The organism is Kitasatospora sp. NPDC003701 (assembly GCF_053587085.1).
Genome location: NZ_JBSFNM010000030.1, coordinates 35,260 through 54,714, shown reverse-complemented (window position 1 = coordinate 54,714; position 19,455 = coordinate 35,260). Strand labels below are relative to the sequence as shown.

Here is a 19,455-nt window from a genome sequence, read left to right as displayed (position 1 = left end):
CCGGCGGCCCCCGGCCGGCCTCAGCGCTCGACCCGCAGACTGTGGCAGGCCCAGCTCAGCCGGTCCGGCCCCGCCGCCGCCGGCCGGTCGTGGTAGGTGCCGTCCGCCACCGAGAGGTTGACGATCAGGTACGCGTGGAAGTCCGGCCCGACCCCGCGCCGGTCGGCGTGCACCAGCGTCCCGTCGACGAACCAGTCCACCGAGCGCGCGCCCAGCACCGCCCGCAGGTCGAAGGTGGCGCCCGGGGCTATCCCGGCGTCGGCGCCGTGCCAGTACCGGAAACCGCCGCGAACGTGGTTCGAGATCTCCAGCAGGTCCGGGTGGTCGGGGTGGTACTCGAAGACGTCCACCTCGTTGCCGCCGTCCCGCCAGGTCCAGATGGCGGGCCAGGCGCCCAGCTCGACGGGGAGGGTGACCCGCGCGGTGAGGACGTCGCCGGTGCGGATCTGGAACGCCTCCGGACTGCCCTCGGTGGTGAGCAGGCTGCACGTCCACAGCTCGCCGCCGCGCCGCCGGGTGGCGGTGAACACCCCGCCGGGGCAGTAGGCGCGGCTCAGGAAGTCGAGTTTGTGATCGCCCCGGTTGGTGGGCCCCATCCGGGGATAGGCGCTGCTGCGGCCCGCCACCCACTGCCCGGTCGAAGTGAAGTCCGCGTCGAACACGACTGCCATGGCCGCCTCCCCGGTGACCCCGTGCGCCGGCGGCCCGACGCCGCCCCGTACACAAAGAGTGACTTACCCGGTACTCTCCGCAGTATGCGAACCGGACGCTCCCGGTCCGCGCGGCGGGGACGGCCAAAGCGTGGACGGCCCAGGCGTGGACGGCCCAGGCGTGGACGGCAAGCGGCGGGCAGCGGGGCCGGGAGGCGGTCAGCCGACGACGGCGGGCGCGTCGCTGCTGCCGAGGCGGTCGGTGACCGACACGACACCGTCCACCGAGCGGCAGAGGCTCAGCACGATCGGGACGAGGTGCGGCGCCGGGACGCTGCCGCTGAGCACCACCCGGCCCTGGTCGACCTCCACGCCGACCTCCGCCGGGCTCACCCCCTCGATCCGGCCGAGCACCTCCTCGACGATCTCGCGGCGGATCACCCGGTCCTCGCGCAGGAAGACGCGCAGCAGGTCGCCCCGGCTGACCATGCCGAACACCCGGCCGTCCTCGTCCAGCACCGGCAGCCGCTTCACCCCGTGCCGGCTCATCAGCCGGGCCGCCACGACCACGCTGGTGCCGGGCGTGGTGCACACGGCCGGGCCGGTCATCAGGTCGGCGGCGGTGACGGCGCCTCCCGGACCGGTCCGGGTCAGCTCGGGCGGCGGCAGCAGGCTGCCCTGGTCCTCCTGGGCGGCCAGGGTGAGCAGCAGGTCCGCCTCGGAGACGATGCCGAGCGGCCGTCCGTCGGCGTCCACCACCGGGACGCCCGTGATGTCGTACTCGGCCAGCAACGCGACGATCTCCCGGAACCCGGTCTCGGGCGCGATCCGCACCACGGGGCTGGTCATCACTGATTCGACGCTGGCATGCCGCACGCCGGTCACCTCGTCCACGAGCCGATGTCCGCCGGACGACCGTCGTCCGGCCGGGTCTCTGGAGCATCGCTCCCGGCCGCGCCCGTGGCCAGGGGCCAAGGGGCTGACGTCCCGGGACCAACGGCACTGCCGTCGAACGCTCCCCTCACAGCGTACGGCGCGACCCGGCCCGGACCGGCGCGCGCGGCGCCGCGACCGCGTCCGGCGCCCCGCGCGGCCCACCCGTCCGGGGCGGCTCGCGGCGGACCGCCGCCACCGGCGGGATCCCACCGGGGTGCGGACGCGGCCGCACCCACCTCGCCCGCCGGGCCGGGCCGTGCTGTGGCGGCCCGGGCGCGGGGCGGCGAAGCTGGCGGAGGGCGGCGGCCGGCGCGCCCGCCGCGGGATCCGGGCCGCCACCGCCGGACCGGGACCACCGCCGAACCGGGGCCGCCGGCACCGGACCGGCACCGCCGCCGGGGCTGTGACCTCCCGGGCCGGCGGAGCCGGGCCCCGCACCGCGCCCGACGCTCCCTGGAGGAACCATGGCCGGACCGAGCACCCCCGACGCCCCGCTGCGCTGCCTGGTCACGGGCGCCACCGGCTACATCGGCGGCCGGCTCGTCCCCGAGCTGCTGGCCGCCGGGCACTCCGTCCGCTGCCTGGTCCGTGACCCGGGGAGGCTGCGCGACCACCCCTGGCGGGCCGCGGTCGAGGCCGCCGCCGGGGACGTCACCCGGCCCGACTCGCTGACCGGGGCGTTCGCCGGGATCGACGTGGCCTACTACCTGGTCCACTCGCTCGGCACCGGCGGTGACTTCGAGGCGACCGACCGGGCCGCCGCCCGGGCCTTCGGCGAGGCGGCGGCCCGGGAGGGCGTGCGCCGGATCGTCTACCTGGGCGGCCTCAACCCGTCCGGGGTGCCGGCCGCCGAGCTGTCCCCGCACCTGAGGTCGCGCGCCGAGGTCGGCCGGCAGCTGCGGGCCGGCGGGGTGGCGACCGCCGAGCTCCGGGCGGCGGTGATCATCGGCTCCGGGTCGGCCTCGTTCGAGATGCTCCGCTACCTCACCGAGCGGTTGCCGGTGATGGTCACCCCGAACTGGGTCGGCACCAGGATCCAGCCGATCGCCGTCCGGGACGTGCTGTACTACCTCACCGCGGCGGCGCACCTGCCGCCGGAGGTGGACCGGGCCTTCGACATCGGCGGCCCCGAGGTCCTCACGTACCGCGAGATGATGGCGCGCTACGCCGCCGTCGCCGGGCTGCCGCGCCGCCTGATCGTGCCGGTGCCGGTGCTCACCCCCCGGCTCTCCAGCCACTGGGTGGGCCTGGTGACACCCGTCCCCAACCCGCTCGCCCGCCCGCTCGTGGAGTCGCTGCGGCACGAGGTGGTCTGCGGCGAGCACGACCTCGCCCGGTACGTGCCGGCCCCGCCCGGCGGTCCGACCGGCTTCGACGAGTCGGTGCGGCTGGCGCTGCGGCGGATCAGGGACGCCGAGGTGGCCACCCGCTGGTCCTCCGCCAGCCTGCCCGGCGCGCCGAGCGACCCGCTGCCCACCGACCCGGACTGGGCGGGCGGCAGCCTCTACCAGGACGTCCGGGAGCGGCAGGTGGCCGCCGAGCCCGCGGCGCTGTGGCGGGTGGTGGAGGGCATCGGCGGCGAGAACGGCTGGTACTCCTTCCCGCTCGCCTGGGCGCTGCGCGGCCGGCTCGACCGGCTGGCCGGCGGCGTCGGCCTGCGCCGGGGGCGGCGCGACCCGGCGCGGCTGCGGGTCGGCGACTCGCTGGACTTCTGGCGGGTGGAGGAGATCGAGCCCGGACGGCTGCTGCGGCTGCGCGCCGAGATGCGGTTGCCCGGTCTGGCCTGGCTGGAGCTGTCCGTCACCCCGGACGGCCTCGGTGGCAGTCGCTACCGCCAGCGGGCCCTGTTCCACCCGCACGGGCTGGCCGGGCACGCCTACTGGTGGTCGGTGGCGCCGTTCCACGCCGTGGTCTTCGGCGGGATGGCCCGCCGGATCGCCGAGCGCGCCACCGCCGGATCGCAGAACGCCGCCCCGAACGGCGCAACCATCACATGATCGACTCGTTGGACCGTCCACCGACACACCACAGCACGACAGCGCCTCCGGGGAGGATTCGTTGGCAGGACGGATAGACGGCGGAGCACCGCCCCGGGGCGCGGCCGCGCGTCCGGTGGCCCGGGCCGAGGCGACGCTGGTGCGCCACTACCGCCGACTGGTCCGGCTGGCCTACCTCGCCCTGCCGGGCGACCGGGACCGCCACAGCCGGGTGCTCGCCGCGCACGCCGCCGTCCAGCGGGCCCTGCCGTCGCGCTGGACCCGGCTGGTCGAGGAGCCGGCGGGCGCGGACGAGGACCCGCTGTACGCCGCCCTGCGCCTGCGGGTGCTGCGGGCCGCGCTGCACCCTCGCCCCGGCGACCGGCTGCTGACGCCCCGGGTCTGGGGGCTGCGGCTGTTCACCCCCGGCGGCGGTGAGCAGGACGCGGCGCTGGACCGGGAGCTGGCCGCCCTGGCGGCGCCCGCCCGGTCGGCGTTCGCGCTGCTGACCGTGGAGGAGCTGACGCCCGGACAGACCGCCGAGGTGCTGCGCCGGGCCGGAGCGGCCGACCCCGACCGGGCCGTCGACGAGGCCGCGAAGCTCTCCGCCGGCCCCGAACCCGGTCTGCCGGCCTTCGACCCCTGCGCGGTGCGCGTCCAGCCGACCGACCTGCTGCGCCGTCGCCGGGCCCTCGGCGCCTCGCTCGCGGTGGCCGCGCTCGCGCTCACCACCACGGCCGCCGTACTGGCCGGCTCCGGTGCCCCGGCCCCGGCCGGTGCGCCCACCCGTCCGCTCGCCGCCCCGCCCGTCGGGTCGGCACCCGACCCGGGCCGGCTGCTCCGGGTGGCACCGGACCAGTGGCAGCACACCGCCCGGATCGACTTCTCCGCCTGGCCCGCCCGGGGCGACCGCCGCGAGGACACCGCCCTGCTCGGCCGGGCCCTCGCCGCCTGGGCCCGCCCCGGCCCGCAGACCAGGGCCGAACCGGGCACCGCGACGACCCCGCCGCAGGGCCCGCCGCACCTGCTGTTCGCCGGCACCGTCGACGGCACGGCCGTGGTGGTGCTGTACGACGGCGGGCGGTTGGCCCGCTGGACCGACGGGCGCGACGGCGGGCTGGACCTCGCCCGCGCCGACGACTCCTCCGTCACCACCGCCGGCGCGGTGGTGCTGCGCCGCCAGGGGGCCACCGCCCGCTACCTGCTCGCCCCCTGGATCGACGCGGCCGACACCCGGCGGATCGACCAACCGGACGCGCCCGCCAAGCCCCTGGACCGCGCGGACGGCGTGACGGCCGCGACGCCGGCCGCCGCACCGGGCGCGGGCTCCCCCGGTTCGAGTTCCCCGGGCCCGCTCGCGGACTGCCGGGGCGCCACCGTGCTCCAGGTGCGCTCCTCCTCCACCATCGCCGAGAAGCACGCCTTCCTGCTGGCCGACCTGGGCGGGCTCGTCCCCGCCCACCTCAGCTACACCCCGCCCCCGGACCGCACCCAGCCGGCCCGCCAGCCCCGGGAGGCGGTCGGTCCGGACGCGCTGCTGGCCTGGGCGCGCGCGGTCTGCGCGGTGCCGGACGGCACCCCCGGTGTGAAGCAGCTCAACCTCTGGGCCTTCGCGGTGCAGCAGTTGCCGCAGAACGCGGGCGCGGCGTCCTGGGTCTGCCTGCGCGCCGACCGCTGGGACGGCGAGGGCAGCGCCGCGACCGCCGTACTGCTGCCGAACGCCCGGGGCCCGCAGCGCACGGGCGGCGGGCCGGGCCGGGCGTGCAGCCGGTTCGAGCAGGACACGGTGGGCTGGACGTGGTGGCGCTCGCCGCAGGGCACGGAGTTCCTGCTGGCGGCGGGGAGTCGGCGGGTCACCCGGATCGCCGCCAAGGGCCCCGACTGGGCGGCCGACCGGCCGACGCCCGACCACACCCTGGCCGTCGAGCGGCCCGCCCGGGCCGCGGTCGCGCTGGAGGCGGTGCTGGACGGCGGCGTCCGGATCGCCCCGCTGCGGTGACGGCCCGGCGGTGACGAGCCGGCGGTGACGGCTCGTCGGTGGCGGCCGTCACCGCTCCCCGGACCACCCACCGCGGCTCGAACGGCCCGGGGCCCGACCGCCCGTCAGGCCGCGTCCCGTCGCCGGTCGGGCCGCCCGACGGCCCCGTCCAGGCGCCGCAGCAGCGGATGCACGTCCCCGGCGAACCCGGCCCCGGCCCGCTGGGCCGTCACCCGCCACGCCCACCAGGCGGAGGCCAGGTTCGAGGAGAGCAGCGGGCGGCCGCCGGTGTCCTCCCGCGCGAGCTCACCGAGGGCGCCGAGGGTGCCCATGCCGGTACCGGTGAACAGCAGCGCGGAGCCGTCGGGCAGCCGGTTCTCCCGCAGGTGGGCCCGTATTCGCTCCCTGATCCGGCCGGTGGTCACCTCGTAGGGGTCGAAGTGGTCGGCGCCGTCCGCGGTCCGCCCGGCCGGGACGAGGACCACGCCGTCCACGGTGAGCCCGGCACGCTCCCAGAAGGCCCGGGAGGTGTCGGTGAGCCACGGCTGGTAGGGCGAGACGAGGGTCAGCCGGCTCACCCCGAGCGCCTCGCAGGCGGCCAGGATCGCCTGTGTGGAGGAGGTGACGGGGAAGCCGGAGCGGTCCGACATCTCCTCGCACAGGGCGAGGTCGCCCTCCGGGTCCAGCAGGTAGTGCGAGGCGCTGCAGGCCACCACGGCCGCGTCCAGCCGCATGCCGCCGAAACCGTCGAGGGTGTCGGGCAGCACCCGGTTGTAGGTCTCCAGCATCTCCCTGAGTTCCACGCCCGGGGTGGTCGGGAAGCGGGAGGTGTACACGTGCATGGCAGCACCGATCAATCGGTTGAACTCCGGTTCCGCCGTGGGGTTCTCCGGGGGGACGACGACTCCGAGTCTGGGCAGCGAGAAGAGATCCATGGCCGCACAGTAGGCCGAATGCCGCGACGGGGGACAGATCCGTCGACGTGAAGAGACAGACCACTCACAAGTGCTTTGCACGCCGTTTCCGTTGTTGACACTCCTTGACACTCCCCCACAGATCCCTGACCCGAATTCCCTTGTTTCCCACATTGGTTCGGTGAAGTCTGGTGATCACAGCCGCCCCGTGGACCGGACCGCAGACGCGTGGCCACCCGGCCGGCCTCCCCTGGGGCCGGCCCTTCCCCCGAAGGAGCAAGCTCCGTGCCTGCTGCCGCAGAACACGTCGGAAAGAAGCAGGTGCACCTCGCCGTGCAGCTGCCGGCCATCCACAATGTGACCGTCTGGACGGACCCACGCTCCGAGAGCCAGATCGCGATCGACTCGTTCATCCGGCTCGCACGGACCGCGGAACGCGGCAAGTTCGACTTCTTCTTCCTGGCCGAGGGCCTGCGGCTGCGTGAACACAAGGGCCACGTCTACGACCTGGACGTGGTGGGCCGCCCGGAGAACCTGACGGTGCTCGCCGCCCTCGCCGCGGTCACCGACCGGATCGGGCTCGCCGCCACCCTCAACACCACCTTCAACGAGCCCTACGAGGTGGCCCGCAGGCTGGCGAGCCTGGACCTGCTCAGCGGTGGGCGGGCGGCCTGGAACGTGGTCACCAGCTATGACGCCTTCACCGGCGAGAACTTCCGCCGCGGCGGCTTCCTCGCCGAGTCCGACCGCTACACCCGGGCCGCCGAATTCCTGCAGGCCGCCCGCGAGTTGTGGGACAGCTGGGCCGAGGGCGACGTGCGCGCCGATGCGGCGGCCGGCCAGTTCCTGCGCCCCGGCGCCGGCACCTTCGCCCACCGGGGCACGCACTTCGACATCGCGGGCCGGTTCACCACCCCGCGCGGCCCGCAGGGGCACCCGGTGATCATCCAGGCCGGGGAGTCGGAGGTCGGCCGGGAGTTCGCCGCGTCCGACGCGGAGGTCATCTTCAGCAAGTACAACCGGCTCGACGACGCCCAGGCCTTCTACCGGGACGTCAAGCGCCGGCTCGCCGCGTACGGCCGCCGCCCGGAGGACCTGACGATCCTGCCGACCGCGACCGCCGTGGTGGCCGACACGGACGAGGAGGCCGCCGCGTACGCCGACGAGATCACCCGCGCCCAGGTGAGCCCGCAGACCGCGATCGCCCACCTGGAGGGCGTGTGGGGCCGGGACCTCTCCGGGTACGACCCGGACGGACCGCTGCCCGACATCGATCCGGAGCCCGACGCGCTCCTGCTGAAGGGGCACTCGGTCTTCCGCAAGGGCCGCGAGGAGACCGCGCGGCGCTGGCGGAAGCTGGCCGAGGAACGGAACCTGAGCATCCGTCAGCTGATGATCGAGGTCCACGGCGGGCAGAACTTCGTCGGCAGCCCGCGCACCGTCGCCGACACCATCGACCGCTTCGTGCAGAACGAGGCGGCCGACGGCTTCATCCTCGTCCCGCATCTGACACCCGACGGCCTGGACGACTTCGTGGACCGGGTGGTCCCCATCCTGCAGGAGAAGGGCGTGTTCCGCGAGGACTACACCGGGACGACGCTCCGTGACCACCTGGGCCTCGGCTCCCCGAAGGAGACATCGTGACCGCCACCCCGTCGAACCCCCCGCTGCACCTGGCCGTCGCCCTCGACGGCGCGGGCTGGCACCCGGCCGCCTGGCGGGCCCCGGACGCCCGGCCGTCGGAGCTGTTCACGCCCGGCTACTGGGCGGACCTGGTGGCCGAGGCCGAGCGCGGCCTGCTCGACTTCGTCACCCTGGAGGACGGCCTCGGTCCGCAGTCCTCCCCCTTCCACCGCCCCGACGACCGCACCGACCAGGTCCGGGGCAGCATCGACGCCGTCCTCCTGGCCGCCCTGCTCGCGCCGCTGACCGAGCACATCGGCCTGGTGCCGACCACCAACGTCACCCACACCGAGCCGTTCCACCTCGCGATCGGCATCGCGACCCTCGACCACGCCGCCCGGGGCCGGGCGGGCTGGCGGCCGCAGATCGCCTCCCGCGCCTCCGACGCCGCCCACTTCGGCCGCCGCACCACCCCGCAGCTCACCGACGACGACATCCGCGACCCGGAGCTGATCGCCAAGCGGCTCCGCCCGCTCTTCGCGGAGGCCGCCGACGTGGTGGAGGTGGCCCGGCGGCTGTGGGACAGCTGGGAGGACGACGCGGAGATCCGGGACGCGGCGACGGGCCGCTTCATCGACCGCGACAAGCTGCACCACATCGACTTCGAGGGCCCGCACTTCAGCGTCCGGGGGCCGTCGATCACCCCGCGCCCGCCGCAGGGCCAGCCGCTGGTGGCGAGCCTGGCGCACGCCTCCACGCCGTACGAGTTCGCGGCCCGCGCCTCCGACCTCGTCTTCGTCACCCCGCACGACCGCCCCGGCGTCGAGCGGATCCTCGGCCAGGTCGACGAGGCCGTCACCGCCACCGGGCGCGACCTGGCGGCCCGGCCGCTGAGGCGGTTCGCGGACCTGATCGTCCTGCTGGACGACAGCGAGGCCGCCGCCGCCGACCGCAAGGCCCGCCTGGACGAGCTGGCCGGCGCCGAACTCGCCTCGGACGCGGCCGTCTTCACCGGCACCGCGGCCGGTCTGGCCGATCTGCTGCTCGACTGGCGCTCCGCCGGCCTCGACGGCTTCCGGCTCCGCCCGGCGGCCCTGCCGCACGACCTGAACGCCGTCACCCGCGCCCTGGTGCCCGAGTTGCAGCGCCGCGGCGCCTTCCGTACCGCGTACACGGCGACGACGCTGCGGGGGCACCTGGGGCTGGCGCGACCCGCGAACCGCTACGCGCGGGCCTGAGCAGGCCGGGCGCCCGTCCTTGCCCGGTCCGGGCGCCCGGCCACATCCGGACCACCCCACCCGCTCACCCCCTCGTGCCGCTCACCCGCTCGTGCCCTCGTCGCCCGCCGTCCGCCAGCCGAGGGCCTCGCCCGCGCGGCACAGCGCCTGCGCCGCGGTGAGCCGCCCGCCGCGTTCGAAGGCCGCCGCGAAGGCGGCCGCCCCCAGCACCGTCCGGGCCGCCGCCGCGATCCGGTCCGTGTCGCCGCGCTCGGCCGGCGGCAACGGGGCGCCCACACCGCGGCGCGCCGCGTCCGCCGCGCCGAGCAGCAGGGCCGCGCACTCGGCGCCCTGCCGCCCGGCGCGCTCCCGGCCGGCCACCGCGGCCGCGCCCGCGAGGCCCTCCAGGGAGAGGGCCAGCGCGCGCGGCTCGTCGAGGGAGCGGGCCACCGCCCAACCGCGCAGGTGGAGGTCGGCCGCCAGCTCGGCGTCGCCCCGGAGTTCGGCGACGAAGCCGAGCTCCGCGAGGAGCAGGTGGTCGCCCGCCTCCGAGGACACCTCGGCGTAGCCGTCGCGGATGTGCAGCAGGTGCGCCTCGGCGGCGGCCAGGTCGCCGGAGCGGCGCGCGCCGAGCGCCAGGCCCATCTCGGAGTGGATCTCCCCGTACTTGTAGCCCTGTTCGGCCGCGATCCGGCGGGCCTGCTCGTGCAGGTCGCGGCCCCGCTCCCAGTCGTGGGCCAGCAGGGCCAGCCGGCCGAGCCCGGACAGCCGGGCCGACACCTCGGCCTCCAGCCCCAACTCCCTGGCGATGTGCAGTCCTTCGCGCTGGCGGCGGGCCGCGTCCGAGTACTCCCCCTTGATCTCCGCGAGCGCGGCGAGCGGCGAGACGGTCTGCAACTCGCCCCAGCGGTCGCCCAGTTCGCGGAAGAGTTCGGCACTGCGCAGACCGTCGCGGCCCAGCCCGGCGAGGTCGCCGCGGACCAGTGCGAGGGTGGCCCGCAGGCCGAGCGCGGCCGCCGTGCCCCACTGCTCGTCCTCCTCGGCGAAGACGGCGAGGGCGCGCGCGTTCAGCGCCTCGCCCTCGGCGGCCTCGCCCGCGCTGAACAGGCCGTAGGCGCAGAGCCACAGGGCACGGGCGCGGCGCACCGGGTCGGGCACGGCGCCGGCCGAGGCGACGGTGCAGGCCAGCGCCCGCGCCTCCGCACGGTCTCCGGTGAGGAGCGCGAACGCGCCGTGCAGGAGCGCGAGTTCGGAGGTGGGCCGGGGGGCGGCGGCGAGCGCCGCGGCCAGGCTGCGGCGGCCCTCGGTGAGCCGGCCGCGCAGCAGCCACCACCAGGCCAGCGCGGTGGCGAGGCGCACCGCCTCGTCGCCGTCCCCCTCCGGCGTCCGCCGCACCGCCTCGTCGAGGGCCGCGCGCAGATTGCCCGCCTCGGCGTCCAGCCGGGTGAGCCAGGCCTGCTGGCCCGCGCCGCGCAGCCGTGGCTCGGCGCGTTCGGCGAGGGCCAGGTAGTAGCGCAGATGGCGGCCGCGGACGGCGTCGAGGTCCGCCATCTCGTGCAGCCGCTCGGTGGCGTAGACGGCGACGGACTCCAGGAGGCGGTAGCGGCGCCCGGTGGGCTGGTCCACGACGACCACCAGGGAGCGGTCGACCAGCCGGGTCACCAGGTCGAGGACCTCGTCGCGGGTCACGCCGTCGCCCGCGCAGGTGGCCTCCGCGGCGTCCAGGTCGCAGCCGTCGCTGTGCACCGCCAGGCGGCGCAGCACGATGCGTTCGGGTGCGCTGAGCAGCTCCCAGCTCCAGTCGATCACGGCGCGCAGGGTCTGCTGGCGGGCGGGCGCGCCGCGGCGGCGGGAGCTCAGCAGCCGGAACCGGTCGCCCAGCCGGGTCGCCAACTCCCTGACTCCCAGCGTGCGGACGCGGGTGGCGGCGAGCTCCAGGGCGAGCGGGATGCCGTCCAGCCGGCGGCAGATCTCGGCGACGGCCGCGCGGTCGGCGAGGTCGCCCCGGTCCGGGTCACGCGGGAAGCCCGGGTCGTGGGCGGCGGCGCGCTCGCTGAACAGCCGCACGGCGTCGTCGGTGCGCAGCGGCTCGACCAGGAACACGGCCTCGCCCGTCAGGCCCAGCGGCTCCTGGCTGGTGGCCAGCACCCGCAGGCCGGGCGCGGTCCGCAGCAGCAGCTCGGCGAGTTCCGCCGCCGCGTCGACGACGTGCTCGCAGTTGTCCAGGACCAGCAGGGTGCGGCGGTCACGCAGCGCCGCGGCGAGCCGGTGGGCGGGTGAGGCGGCGCCCGCGCCGCCGCCGGTGCCCGGCGCCGCGGCGGGGACGTCGTCCCGGATGCCGAGCGTGGTGGCGACGACCTGGGCCAGGTCGGCGGCGGTTCCGCCGCGGACCCCGGCGAACTCCACCAGCCGGATCCCGTCGGACCAGTCGCCGACCGGGCCCCGCTCCGCCACCGCGGCGGCCACCGCGACGGCCAGCCGGGTCTTGCCGACGCCGCCGGCGCCGGCGAGCGTCACCAGGCGGGTGTCGTCCAGGAGTCCGGACACCCGGGTCACGGCCAGCTCGCGCCCGATGAGGCGGGTCAGCGGCACCGGCAGGTTCGAATGCTCGCCGACGGGCGGGGCGGTGGGTGCGGCGCCCTGTCCGACGCGGTCCACGGGCACGGCGCGGTCGGCGCGGTCCACGGGCACGGCGGGTGGCACGGGTGGCACGGGCCGCACGGGCTCGGCGGGTGGCACGGGCTCGGCGGGTCGCACGGGCTCGGCGGGAGCCGTCGGGGGCGGCGGGGCGGCGAGGCCGTCACCCAGGCCGTCGCCCAGCCCCGGGTCCTGGCGGAGGACGGCCCGGTGGAGGGCGGTCAGGGCGGGAGCGGGGTCGACACCGAGGTCCTCGGCGAGGCGGGAACGGAGGTCCTCGTAGCTGGCGAGGGCCTCGCTCTGGCGGCCCGCGAGGTAGAGGGCGCGCATCTGGACGGCGCGCAGCCGCTCGCGCAGCGGGTGCCGGGCGACGAGGTCGCCGAGTTCCCCGGCGAGCAGCGCGTGGTCACCCGCGAGCAGCCGCGCCTCCGCCTGCTCCTCCAGGACGGCGAGGCGCTGCTCGGCGAGCCGGCACGCCGCTGCTCGGGCGAACTCCTCGTCGGCGAAGTCCGCGTACGCCGGCCCCCGCCACAGGTCGAGGGCCTCGGTGAGGAGCGCGGCCCGGGTGCGCGGGTCGCGGACGGCGCCGGCCTCGGCCACCAGCGCGCCGAAGCGGTCGGCGTCCACCTCGGGCGCGCCGCGGTCCAGCTGCAGGCGGTAGCCCGCGCCCTGACGCACCACGCGGTCCCGGCCGAGCACCCGGCGCAGCTGGGAGACCTTGCCCTGGAGCGCGCCCCCGGGCTTCCCGGGCGGTTCGTCGCCCCAGAGGTCCTGGATGAGGCGGTCGGCGGAGACCGGACCGCCGCCGTGGGCCAGCAGGTCCGCGAGGAGCCCCCGGACCTTGACCTCGGGGACGGTGATCTCCTCGCCGTCGTCGCCCCACACCACGAGTGGTCCCAGTACCCCAAACCGCATGTCGGCCACCGTACCGCGCCCCGGGTGCGCCGACCCGGCCCGGGGGATCTTCCACCGGCCGTCGGCCGACCCTCAGCGGACCGTCAGCGGATCCGGAGCGTCCCCGAAGCGCCCTCGGGCACTGTCGAACCACTGAGACGCCGAGCGGCGGAAGGAGTGACCGGCATGACCAGGTACGCGGGCCGCAGGGCCGTCGTCCTCGGCCAGGACACCGATATCGGCCTGGCCATCGCCAAACGGCTGGTGGAGGGCGGCGCGCTGGTCCTGCTGGCCGCCCGGACCGCCGAGGAACGCGCCCGGGCCAGGGCCGAGCTGGGCTCCACCGCCACCGTGGTCGAGAGCGCGGAGGACGGCGGTCCCGGCATCGACGACACCGACCTGCTGTTCGCCGATGCCGTGGCCGGCGTCCGCCCGCTGCTGCCGTACCTCAGGGACGGCGGCGCCGTGGTGCTCACCGCCCCGGCGCCGTCCTCCGCCGCCGTGCGCACGCTCGCCGCCGAACTGGTCTCGCGCGGCATCCGCGTCAACGCGGTGGCCCCGGGCTGTATCGAGGCGGCGCCCGCGGGTGCCGCCGCACTGCCGCCGCTCGGGCGGCTCGGCTCCGCCGAGGAGGTGGCCCGCGCCGCGCTCTTCCTGGCCACCGAGGCGACGTTCACGACCGGCGCCCGGCTCCCCGTCGACGGCGGCCTGGGCGACGCGTAACCGGCCCGCCCGACCGGGTGCCGCCCGCCCGCCGGTCCCCCGGGCAGCACACCGGCCGCCCCCTCGCACCACCCCGTCCCATCCCCTGGAACATCCGGAGCACACCCCATGAGCACCTCACCCGACATCACCGACGCTCCCGGCTCGGAGACCCGCTCCTCGCCACCCGCGGCGGCGGGTGGCGAGGAACCGCAGAAGCTTCCGCTGCTCGCCCTGATCGCCCTCGCCACCGCCGTCTTCATCACCAGCCTCACCGAGACCCTGCCCGCCGGTCTGCTGCCGTCGATGAGCTCGGACCTCCAGGTCAGCGAGTCCGCGACCGGCCAGACGGTCACGATCTACGCGATCGGCACCGCCCTGACCGCGATCCCGCTGGCCTCGGCCACCGCCGGCTGGCGCCGCAAGCGGCTGCTCCTGACGGCGATGGCGGGCTTCGCCGTGGCCAACACCGTCACGGCCGTCTCGTCGGTCTACGGGCTGACGATGGTCGCGCGGTTCGTGGCGGGTGTCGCCGCCGGTCTGGCCTGGGCGCTGCTCGCCGGCTACGCGCGGCGGATGGCCCCGGTCGCGCTCCAGGGCAAGGCGATCGCCATCGCCATGGCCGGCATCCCGGTCGCGCTCTCGCTCGGTGTGCCGGCCGGCACCTTCCTCGGCACCCAGACCGACTGGCGCGTGCCGTTCTTCGCGATGACCGGGCTCACCGTCCTGCTGCTGCTGTGGATCTCCGCGACCGTGCCGGACTACCCGGGCCAGCAGGCGGGCGAGCGGCCGAAGATGCTGCGGGCGCTGAGCGTGCCCGGCGTGACCCCGGTGCTGTTCGTGACGCTGGTCTTCGTCCTCGCGCACACCGTGCTGTACGCCTACATCGCCACCTTCCTCGACGACCACGGCCTGGGCGGCAGCACCGACCTGGTGCTGCTCGTCTTCGGCGGCGCCTCGCTCGCGAGCATCTGGATCGTCGGCTCGCAGATCCACGCCAAGCTGCGCTCGCTCACCGTCGCCAGCACGCTGCTCGTCGCCGTGGCGGCGCTGCTGCTCGCAGTGCTCGCCGACAACACGGCCCTGGTGTACATCGCGTCCGCCCTGTGGGGCCTGGGCTGGGGCGGCATTCCGACCCTGCTGCAGACGGCGGTGGCCGACGCGGGCGGTGACCAGGCCGACGCGGCCCAGACGATGCTCGTGACGCTGTGGAACGTCGCGATGGCCGCCGGCGGCATCATCGGCGGCGTCCTGCTCGATGTGAGCGGCAGCGACTCCTTCCCCTGGACGGTGCTGCTGCTCCTGCTGCCGGTGCTCGTGGTGGTCCTGGTCGCCCGCGGCCACGGCTTCCCCGCCAAGCGCCCGACCGCCTAGGGCGACCCGGGGCGCCGGTCCGCCCCCCCCTGAACGGCCACCGAAGGCAACCCGTCCCCCGGGCCTTCGGTGGCCTCCCGCCGTTCTCCCCCGGGCCCCCGCCCCCGTGTCGTGCCGTTCGCATTCCTAACAGCGCGGCAGATTTCACAAGTTGTTGACACGTCAGCCCGGGCGCCCCGCCCGCGCCCGCCCCCGCCCGCGCCGCCGTTCGCCGCCGCAGCCCTCTGACCAGCGAAGAAGGACCCGCGGACACTTCCCGGAGCGCTCGGTGCCGCACGGCCGGGCGACCCGGCCGGATCCGTGGCGAGAGCGTTTCCGGAGCATGTCTCCGCAGGTCGGAGCAGGAATCCGGCCGACCGGCTCCTTCCCGTGACCTTTTCGTTCGAAGCGGTACGTTGACTTTCGAACGGCGCCCGAGGGGAAGCGACTCGGGGGGTCGAGCGGGGGTGGGCACGGAAGGGCGTGGCGTCCGGAGGAGGAGCTCGGAATGAGAAACGTACTCGTGGTGGAACGGGAGATCACCTCCGCCGAGTCGATGGTGCGCGACCTGCGCCGGCAGGGCTTCCTCGCCCGCAGCGTCGGTACCGGGGCGCAGGCCCTGCGCACCTACCGCGAGGCCGATCTGGTGCTGCTCTCGCTGGAACTGCCCGATGTCGACGGCATCGAGGTGTGCCGGAGCCTGCGGACCGAGAGCGACGTCCCGCTGATCGCCTTCACCCGCCGCGACGACGAGTTGGAGCGGGTGCTCGCCCTGAAGGCGGGGGCCGACGACTGCGTCGCGCAGACCTGGGGCTTCCGGGAGATGGGGGCGCGCATCGACGCGGTCCTCCGCCGGTCCTCCCGCCGCACCGGCCCGGCGACGCCCGAGGCGATCTCGCTGCTTCCGCTGCACATCGATCCGCGAACCCGCGAGGTGCGCCTGCGCGACCGGCTGATCGACGTGACGTCGAAGGAGTTCGAGCTGCTCTACGTGCTGGCCGCCAACTCCGGGACCGTGGTGTCGCGGAAGGAGCTGATGGCGAAGGTGTGGGGGAGCGACTGGGGGCAGGCCAGCCGCACCATCGACACCCACGTGAGCACGCTGCGGGCGAAGCTCGGCTGCAGCCGCTGGATCATCACCGTGCGCGGGATCGGCTACCGGATGGGGCACGCCGCGCGATCCAGGCACGCGGCGCACGCCGCGCCGTCCGCCGACCCGTCCGCCGTCTCGCCGGACGGGGCCCCCGAGGCTCAGCGGGCGGCGAACTCGGCCTGGTAGTCGGGCAGGGCGATCGTGCTGCTGACCTTCCGTCCCATCGCCAGCATCCGGTTCAGGATCCACTGCCGGCCCAACAGCCCGTTGCGCAGCCGGAGTCCGGTCGCCGTGCCCGGAGCCAGGAACGGCCCGGTCCGGTCGCCGCCCTTCTGACAGCCCTCGGCGTAGCCGCGCACGGCGTTCTCGTAGCGGGTGAAGGCGGTGCGGTGGTCGCCCCGGGCGCGGGCGAGCTCGCCGGCCAGGACGTACGCGGCCACCACCGCGGTGCCGGTGCCCATGCCGCCGATGGTGGCCCCGCAGGCGGCGTCCCCGACCAGGGCGATCCGGCCGGTGGACCAGGCGGGGACGTCGGCCCGGCTGATCGAGTCGAAGTAGAGTTCCGGGGCGTCGCGCAGGCTCTCCAGCAGTCGCGGCACCTCCCAGCCGAGGCCGGCGAAGGCGTCCGCGATCAGCGCCTTCTGCTGCCCCTGGTCGTGCCGGTCGTAGTGCAGTTCGGGCGCGGCGAACAGCAGGAAGGCGCCCGCCCTGGACCGGTCCCGGTGGTCCGCGCCGACGGCGGCGAGCCGGCCCGGCACGTTGAGGCCGACCGAACCGGGCGGCAGACCGAGGTAGTTGGGCAGCTGCCAGGTCGCCGCGTAGTAGCCGAGGTGGCGGACGTAGCGCTGCTCGGGACCGAAGGCGAGCCGGCGGACGGTGGAGTGCAGGCCGTCCGCACCGATCACCAGGTCGAACTCGCGCGGGGCGCCGTGCCGGAACCGCGCCCGGACGCCGGTCGGCGTCTCCTCCAGCGCGGTGACCGAGTCGCCGAAGACGTACTCGGTGGACGGCAGGCTGTGCCGGTGGAGCAGTCGGGCCAGCTCGCCGCGCGGCACCTCGACCTCGCCGCCGGCGAAGTCGGCCGGCAGGTGCAGCAGTCGACGACCGCGCCGGTCGACGAAGTCCATCGGACTGCCGCCGGTGTCGAGCCGGCGCAACTCGTCGAGCAGGCCCATCCGTTCCAGCACGGTCAGGTGGGTGTCACCGCGGAAGTCGACGGCCTGGCCACCGCCGCGCAGGGCGGGGGCCAGCTCGACGACGGTGGGCTCGAAGCCGTACCGCCCCAGCCAGTAGGCCAGTGCGGGGCCGGCGATGCTCGCACCCGAGATGAGGACCTTCGTACCCATGGGAACCACTCCGTCCAGGAGATCCGAAAACTGTGTCTCGCGGACACTGTTTGCTGCTGTGTACGGTAGACACAGTTGGCCGGTTCGGCAAGGCGCCGGCGGAGATCGGGACGGGAGCGGGGATTGAGCAGCACATCCGGCGGCGCGGCGGGAGACACGGCGCGGCTGCTCTGGGGCCCGCGCCAGAAGCCGACCCGGGGGCCCAAGCCGGCGCTCAGCCTGGAGCGGATCGCCCGGGCCGGCATCGAGATCGCGGACGCGGAGGGGCTCGGCGCCGTCTCCATGCAGCGGGTGGCCGGGCTGCTCGACTACACCAAGATGTCGCTCTACCGCTACGTGCCGGGCAAGGCCGAACTCGTCGCCCTGATGGTCGAGGCCGCGATCGACGGACCCGTCCGGGCCACGCCGCCCTCCCCCGCCGACGAGGCTGCGCCACCCGCCTGGCGCAGCGAACTCCACGCCCTGGCACGCCAGTTGGCCGAGACCTTCACCGCGCACCCGTGGCTGCCGGACGCCACCGTCGGCCCCCGGGTCATGGGCCCGAAGGAACTCGGCTGGCTGGAACGGGCGGTGGCCGCGCTGGACGGCACCGGGCTGACCGGGCCGGAGCGGATGGACTCCGCCGTCCTGTTGGCCGGCCACGTCCGCAGCATCACCGAGCAGGCCCGTGCCGCCGGACCGGGCGGCACGCCGGAGTCGGAGCTCCTCGCCCTGCTCGGCGGACTGGTCCAGGAGCACGCCGACCGCTTCCCGGCGCTCGCGGCCGCGATGACCGTCGAGGACGGCCGTGACCAGGCGCTGGAGTTCGGCCTGGAGCGCATCCTGGACGGCCTGGCGGCCCTGATCGCCCGCCGGTCGGGGTGACGACGCCGCCGAGCGGGCCGACGTCGGCCGGCCCTGCGCCCGCCCGGCTGCACCGGTCGGAGCCCCAGCCCCGACCGGTGCGGCGGGTCAGCGCGAGTGGCGCAACTCCTCCAGCTCACCGGTCATCCGCCCGAGGAAGCGCGCCACCGCCGCCAGCTCGGCCGGGGTGAACTCGCCGCGCACCGCCTCGGTGCGCCGGGCCACCGGCGCGAACCACTCGGCGGCCATCCGCCCGGCGCCCGGCAGGTACCGCACCAGCACCTGACGGCGGTCGGCGGCGTCCCGGGTCCGGCGGATGTGCCCGGCCCGCTCCAGCCGGTCCAGTACGGCGGTGACCGCCCCCGAGCTGAGGGCCAGCTCCTCGCCGAGCCGACCGGGGGTGATCCCTCCCCGGCCGTCGCCCCGGCCGGGCGCCGCCCGCATGACGGCGAGCAGCGCCTGGACGTCCGTGGCGTGCAGACCGCTGGCGGCGGCGAACCCGTGCCCGAGCAGGTTCATCTCGGAGGCGAGGTCCTGCAGGAGCCGCCCGAGCGCGGGGGTGTCGGACGGCGGCGCGGCGGGCGCGGGCGCAGGTGGCGCGGCGGGCGCGGGCGCAGCCGGCGGGGGCGGATCTGCCGGGGCGTCGGGCGGGGGCGTGCTCGGGTCCTGCTCCGACAAGGTCATCCGCTCCGGTCGCGTACGGCGTTCCCATCCACTGTTACCCGTTCAGCCTAACGACCCCGTCCACGACCGAGGCCGGCGCCGGCGTGCCGCACCCCCTCGGCCCGGCATCCGGGCTCTCACTGCGGGTCGGGGCCACGCCGCGCCGTCCCGCTCGGCGTCGGGCGGAGGAAGAACAGTTCGGGGTCACCCTCGTCCAGGCCGTGGACAAGGCCGACCGGGCTCCACCCGGCTCGGTGCAGCAGCCGCTGCATCGGCTGGTTGGAGACGTTGGTGGAGGTGAACAGCTTCGGGGTCTCGCACGAGGCCGCCACGGCGTCCAGCAACCGACGACCGACGCTTCTGCCCCGCGCGGACGGCGCGACCATCAGCATCGTGACGAAGCCCTGTTCGAAGAAGGTGTACTCGACCACGCAGTAGCCGAGCAGGCCGGACGCGCCCTCCGCCACGACCACCAGGCCCTGCCGGCACCACCTCCGGACGGTCGCCGCCCGCTCCGCGTCGCCCGCCGTCGCCACGGAGTCGATACCGACCAGCGCGTCCGCATCCGACTCCCCGGCGCGACGCACGACGAGGTGGCCGAGGTCCACTGCATCCATGGGGCCATGCTGT

The 19,455-nt window shown here is 75.9% G+C and carries 15 protein-coding genes; 8 read left to right on the top strand and 7 right to left on the bottom strand.

The window, feature by feature from the left end:
- Positions 1–20 precede the first annotated feature (20 nt).
- Positions 21–671 (bottom strand): beta-glucanase, encoded by a 651-nt coding sequence (locus ACWDRR_RS25580; protein ID WP_449774551.1) that lies wholly within the window; start codon positions 669–671, stop codon positions 21–23.
- A gap of 198 nt (positions 672–869) precedes the next feature.
- On the bottom strand, positions 870–1,499 hold the full coding sequence (locus ACWDRR_RS25575) for a CBS domain-containing protein (RefSeq protein WP_449774550.1): 630 nt from the start codon (positions 1,497–1,499) through the stop codon (positions 870–872).
- 551 nt (positions 1,500–2,050) lie between these two features.
- Between ACWDRR_RS25575 and ACWDRR_RS25570 the strand changes: the two genes are divergently transcribed.
- Together ACWDRR_RS25570 and ACWDRR_RS25565 are read left to right on the top strand one after the other, a co-directional pair.
- Positions 2,051–3,583, top strand: coding sequence for an SDR family oxidoreductase (locus ACWDRR_RS25570; protein WP_449774549.1), 1,533 nt, complete (start codon positions 2,051–2,053; stop codon positions 3,581–3,583).
- A 61-nt stretch (positions 3,584–3,644) separates the two neighbouring features.
- Positions 3,645–5,561: a hypothetical protein gene (locus tag ACWDRR_RS25565; protein ID WP_449774548.1), complete on the top strand. Its 1,917-nt coding sequence runs from the start codon at positions 3,645–3,647 to the stop codon at positions 5,559–5,561.
- Between the two features lie 104 nt (positions 5,562–5,665).
- On the opposite strand, the gene ACWDRR_RS25560 is transcribed toward ACWDRR_RS25565, so the two are convergent.
- Positions 5,666–6,475, bottom strand: a complete 810-nt coding sequence (locus ACWDRR_RS25560; RefSeq protein WP_449774547.1) for a maleate cis-trans isomerase family protein — start codon at positions 6,473–6,475, stop codon at positions 5,666–5,668.
- Positions 6,476–6,739: 264 nt separating this feature from the next.
- On the opposite strand from ACWDRR_RS25560, the gene ACWDRR_RS25555 reads away from it, so the two are divergent.
- Both ACWDRR_RS25555 and ACWDRR_RS25550 read left to right on the top strand, forming a co-directional pair.
- Positions 6,740–8,098, top strand: coding sequence for an NtaA/DmoA family FMN-dependent monooxygenase (locus ACWDRR_RS25555; RefSeq protein ID WP_449774546.1), 1,359 nt, complete (start codon positions 6,740–6,742; stop codon positions 8,096–8,098).
- Positions 8,095–9,315 carry an LLM class flavin-dependent oxidoreductase gene (locus ACWDRR_RS25550; RefSeq protein WP_449774545.1) on the top strand — a complete coding sequence of 407 codons (1,221 nt, stop codon included), beginning with the start codon at positions 8,095–8,097 and terminating at the stop codon, positions 9,313–9,315. The genes ACWDRR_RS25555 and ACWDRR_RS25550 overlap by 4 nt, the downstream gene beginning before the upstream one ends.
- A gap of 81 nt (positions 9,316–9,396) precedes the next feature.
- Here ACWDRR_RS25550 and ACWDRR_RS25545 read toward each other — a convergent pair whose 3' ends face one another.
- On the bottom strand, positions 9,397–12,846 hold the full coding sequence (locus tag ACWDRR_RS25545; protein ID WP_449774544.1) for an AfsR/SARP family transcriptional regulator: 3,450 nt from the start codon (positions 12,844–12,846) through the stop codon (positions 9,397–9,399).
- A gap of 165 nt (positions 12,847–13,011) precedes the next feature.
- Between ACWDRR_RS25545 and ACWDRR_RS25540 the strand changes: the two genes are divergently transcribed.
- From ACWDRR_RS25540 to ACWDRR_RS25530, 3 genes are all read left to right on the top strand, one after another.
- Positions 13,012–13,548 (top strand): SDR family oxidoreductase, encoded by a 537-nt coding sequence (locus tag ACWDRR_RS25540; protein ID WP_449774543.1) that lies wholly within the window; start codon positions 13,012–13,014, stop codon positions 13,546–13,548.
- Positions 13,549–13,656: 108 nt separating this feature from the next.
- Positions 13,657–14,901, top strand: coding sequence for an MFS transporter (locus tag ACWDRR_RS25535; protein WP_449774542.1), 1,245 nt, complete (start codon positions 13,657–13,659; stop codon positions 14,899–14,901).
- Positions 14,902–15,388: 487 nt separating this feature from the next.
- Complete coding sequence (locus ACWDRR_RS25530) at positions 15,389–16,159, top strand: response regulator transcription factor (RefSeq protein ID WP_449774541.1); 771 nt, start codon at positions 15,389–15,391, stop codon at positions 16,157–16,159.
- Here ACWDRR_RS25530 and ACWDRR_RS25525 read toward each other — a convergent pair.
- Positions 16,132–17,319, bottom strand: coding sequence for an FAD-dependent monooxygenase (locus tag ACWDRR_RS25525; RefSeq protein WP_449774540.1), 1,188 nt, complete (start codon positions 17,317–17,319; stop codon positions 16,132–16,134). The genes ACWDRR_RS25530 and ACWDRR_RS25525 overlap by 28 nt on opposite strands.
- A gap of 123 nt (positions 17,320–17,442) precedes the next feature.
- On the opposite strand from ACWDRR_RS25525, the gene ACWDRR_RS25520 reads away from it, so the two are divergent.
- On the top strand, positions 17,443–18,183 hold the full coding sequence (locus ACWDRR_RS25520; protein ID WP_449774539.1) for a TetR/AcrR family transcriptional regulator: 741 nt from the start codon (positions 17,443–17,445) through the stop codon (positions 18,181–18,183).
- An 87-nt stretch (positions 18,184–18,270) separates the two neighbouring features.
- On the opposite strand, the gene ACWDRR_RS25515 is transcribed toward ACWDRR_RS25520, so the two are convergent.
- Both ACWDRR_RS25515 and ACWDRR_RS25510 read right to left on the bottom strand, forming a co-directional pair.
- On the bottom strand, positions 18,271–18,840 hold the full coding sequence (locus ACWDRR_RS25515) for a MarR family winged helix-turn-helix transcriptional regulator (RefSeq protein WP_449774538.1): 570 nt from the start codon (positions 18,838–18,840) through the stop codon (positions 18,271–18,273).
- 122 nt (positions 18,841–18,962) lie between these two features.
- A complete protein-coding gene (locus ACWDRR_RS25510; RefSeq protein ID WP_449774537.1) occupies positions 18,963–19,442 on the bottom strand; it encodes an N-acetyltransferase family protein in 480 nt (159 codons plus the stop codon).
- Between the last annotated feature and the right edge of the window lie 13 nt (positions 19,443–19,455).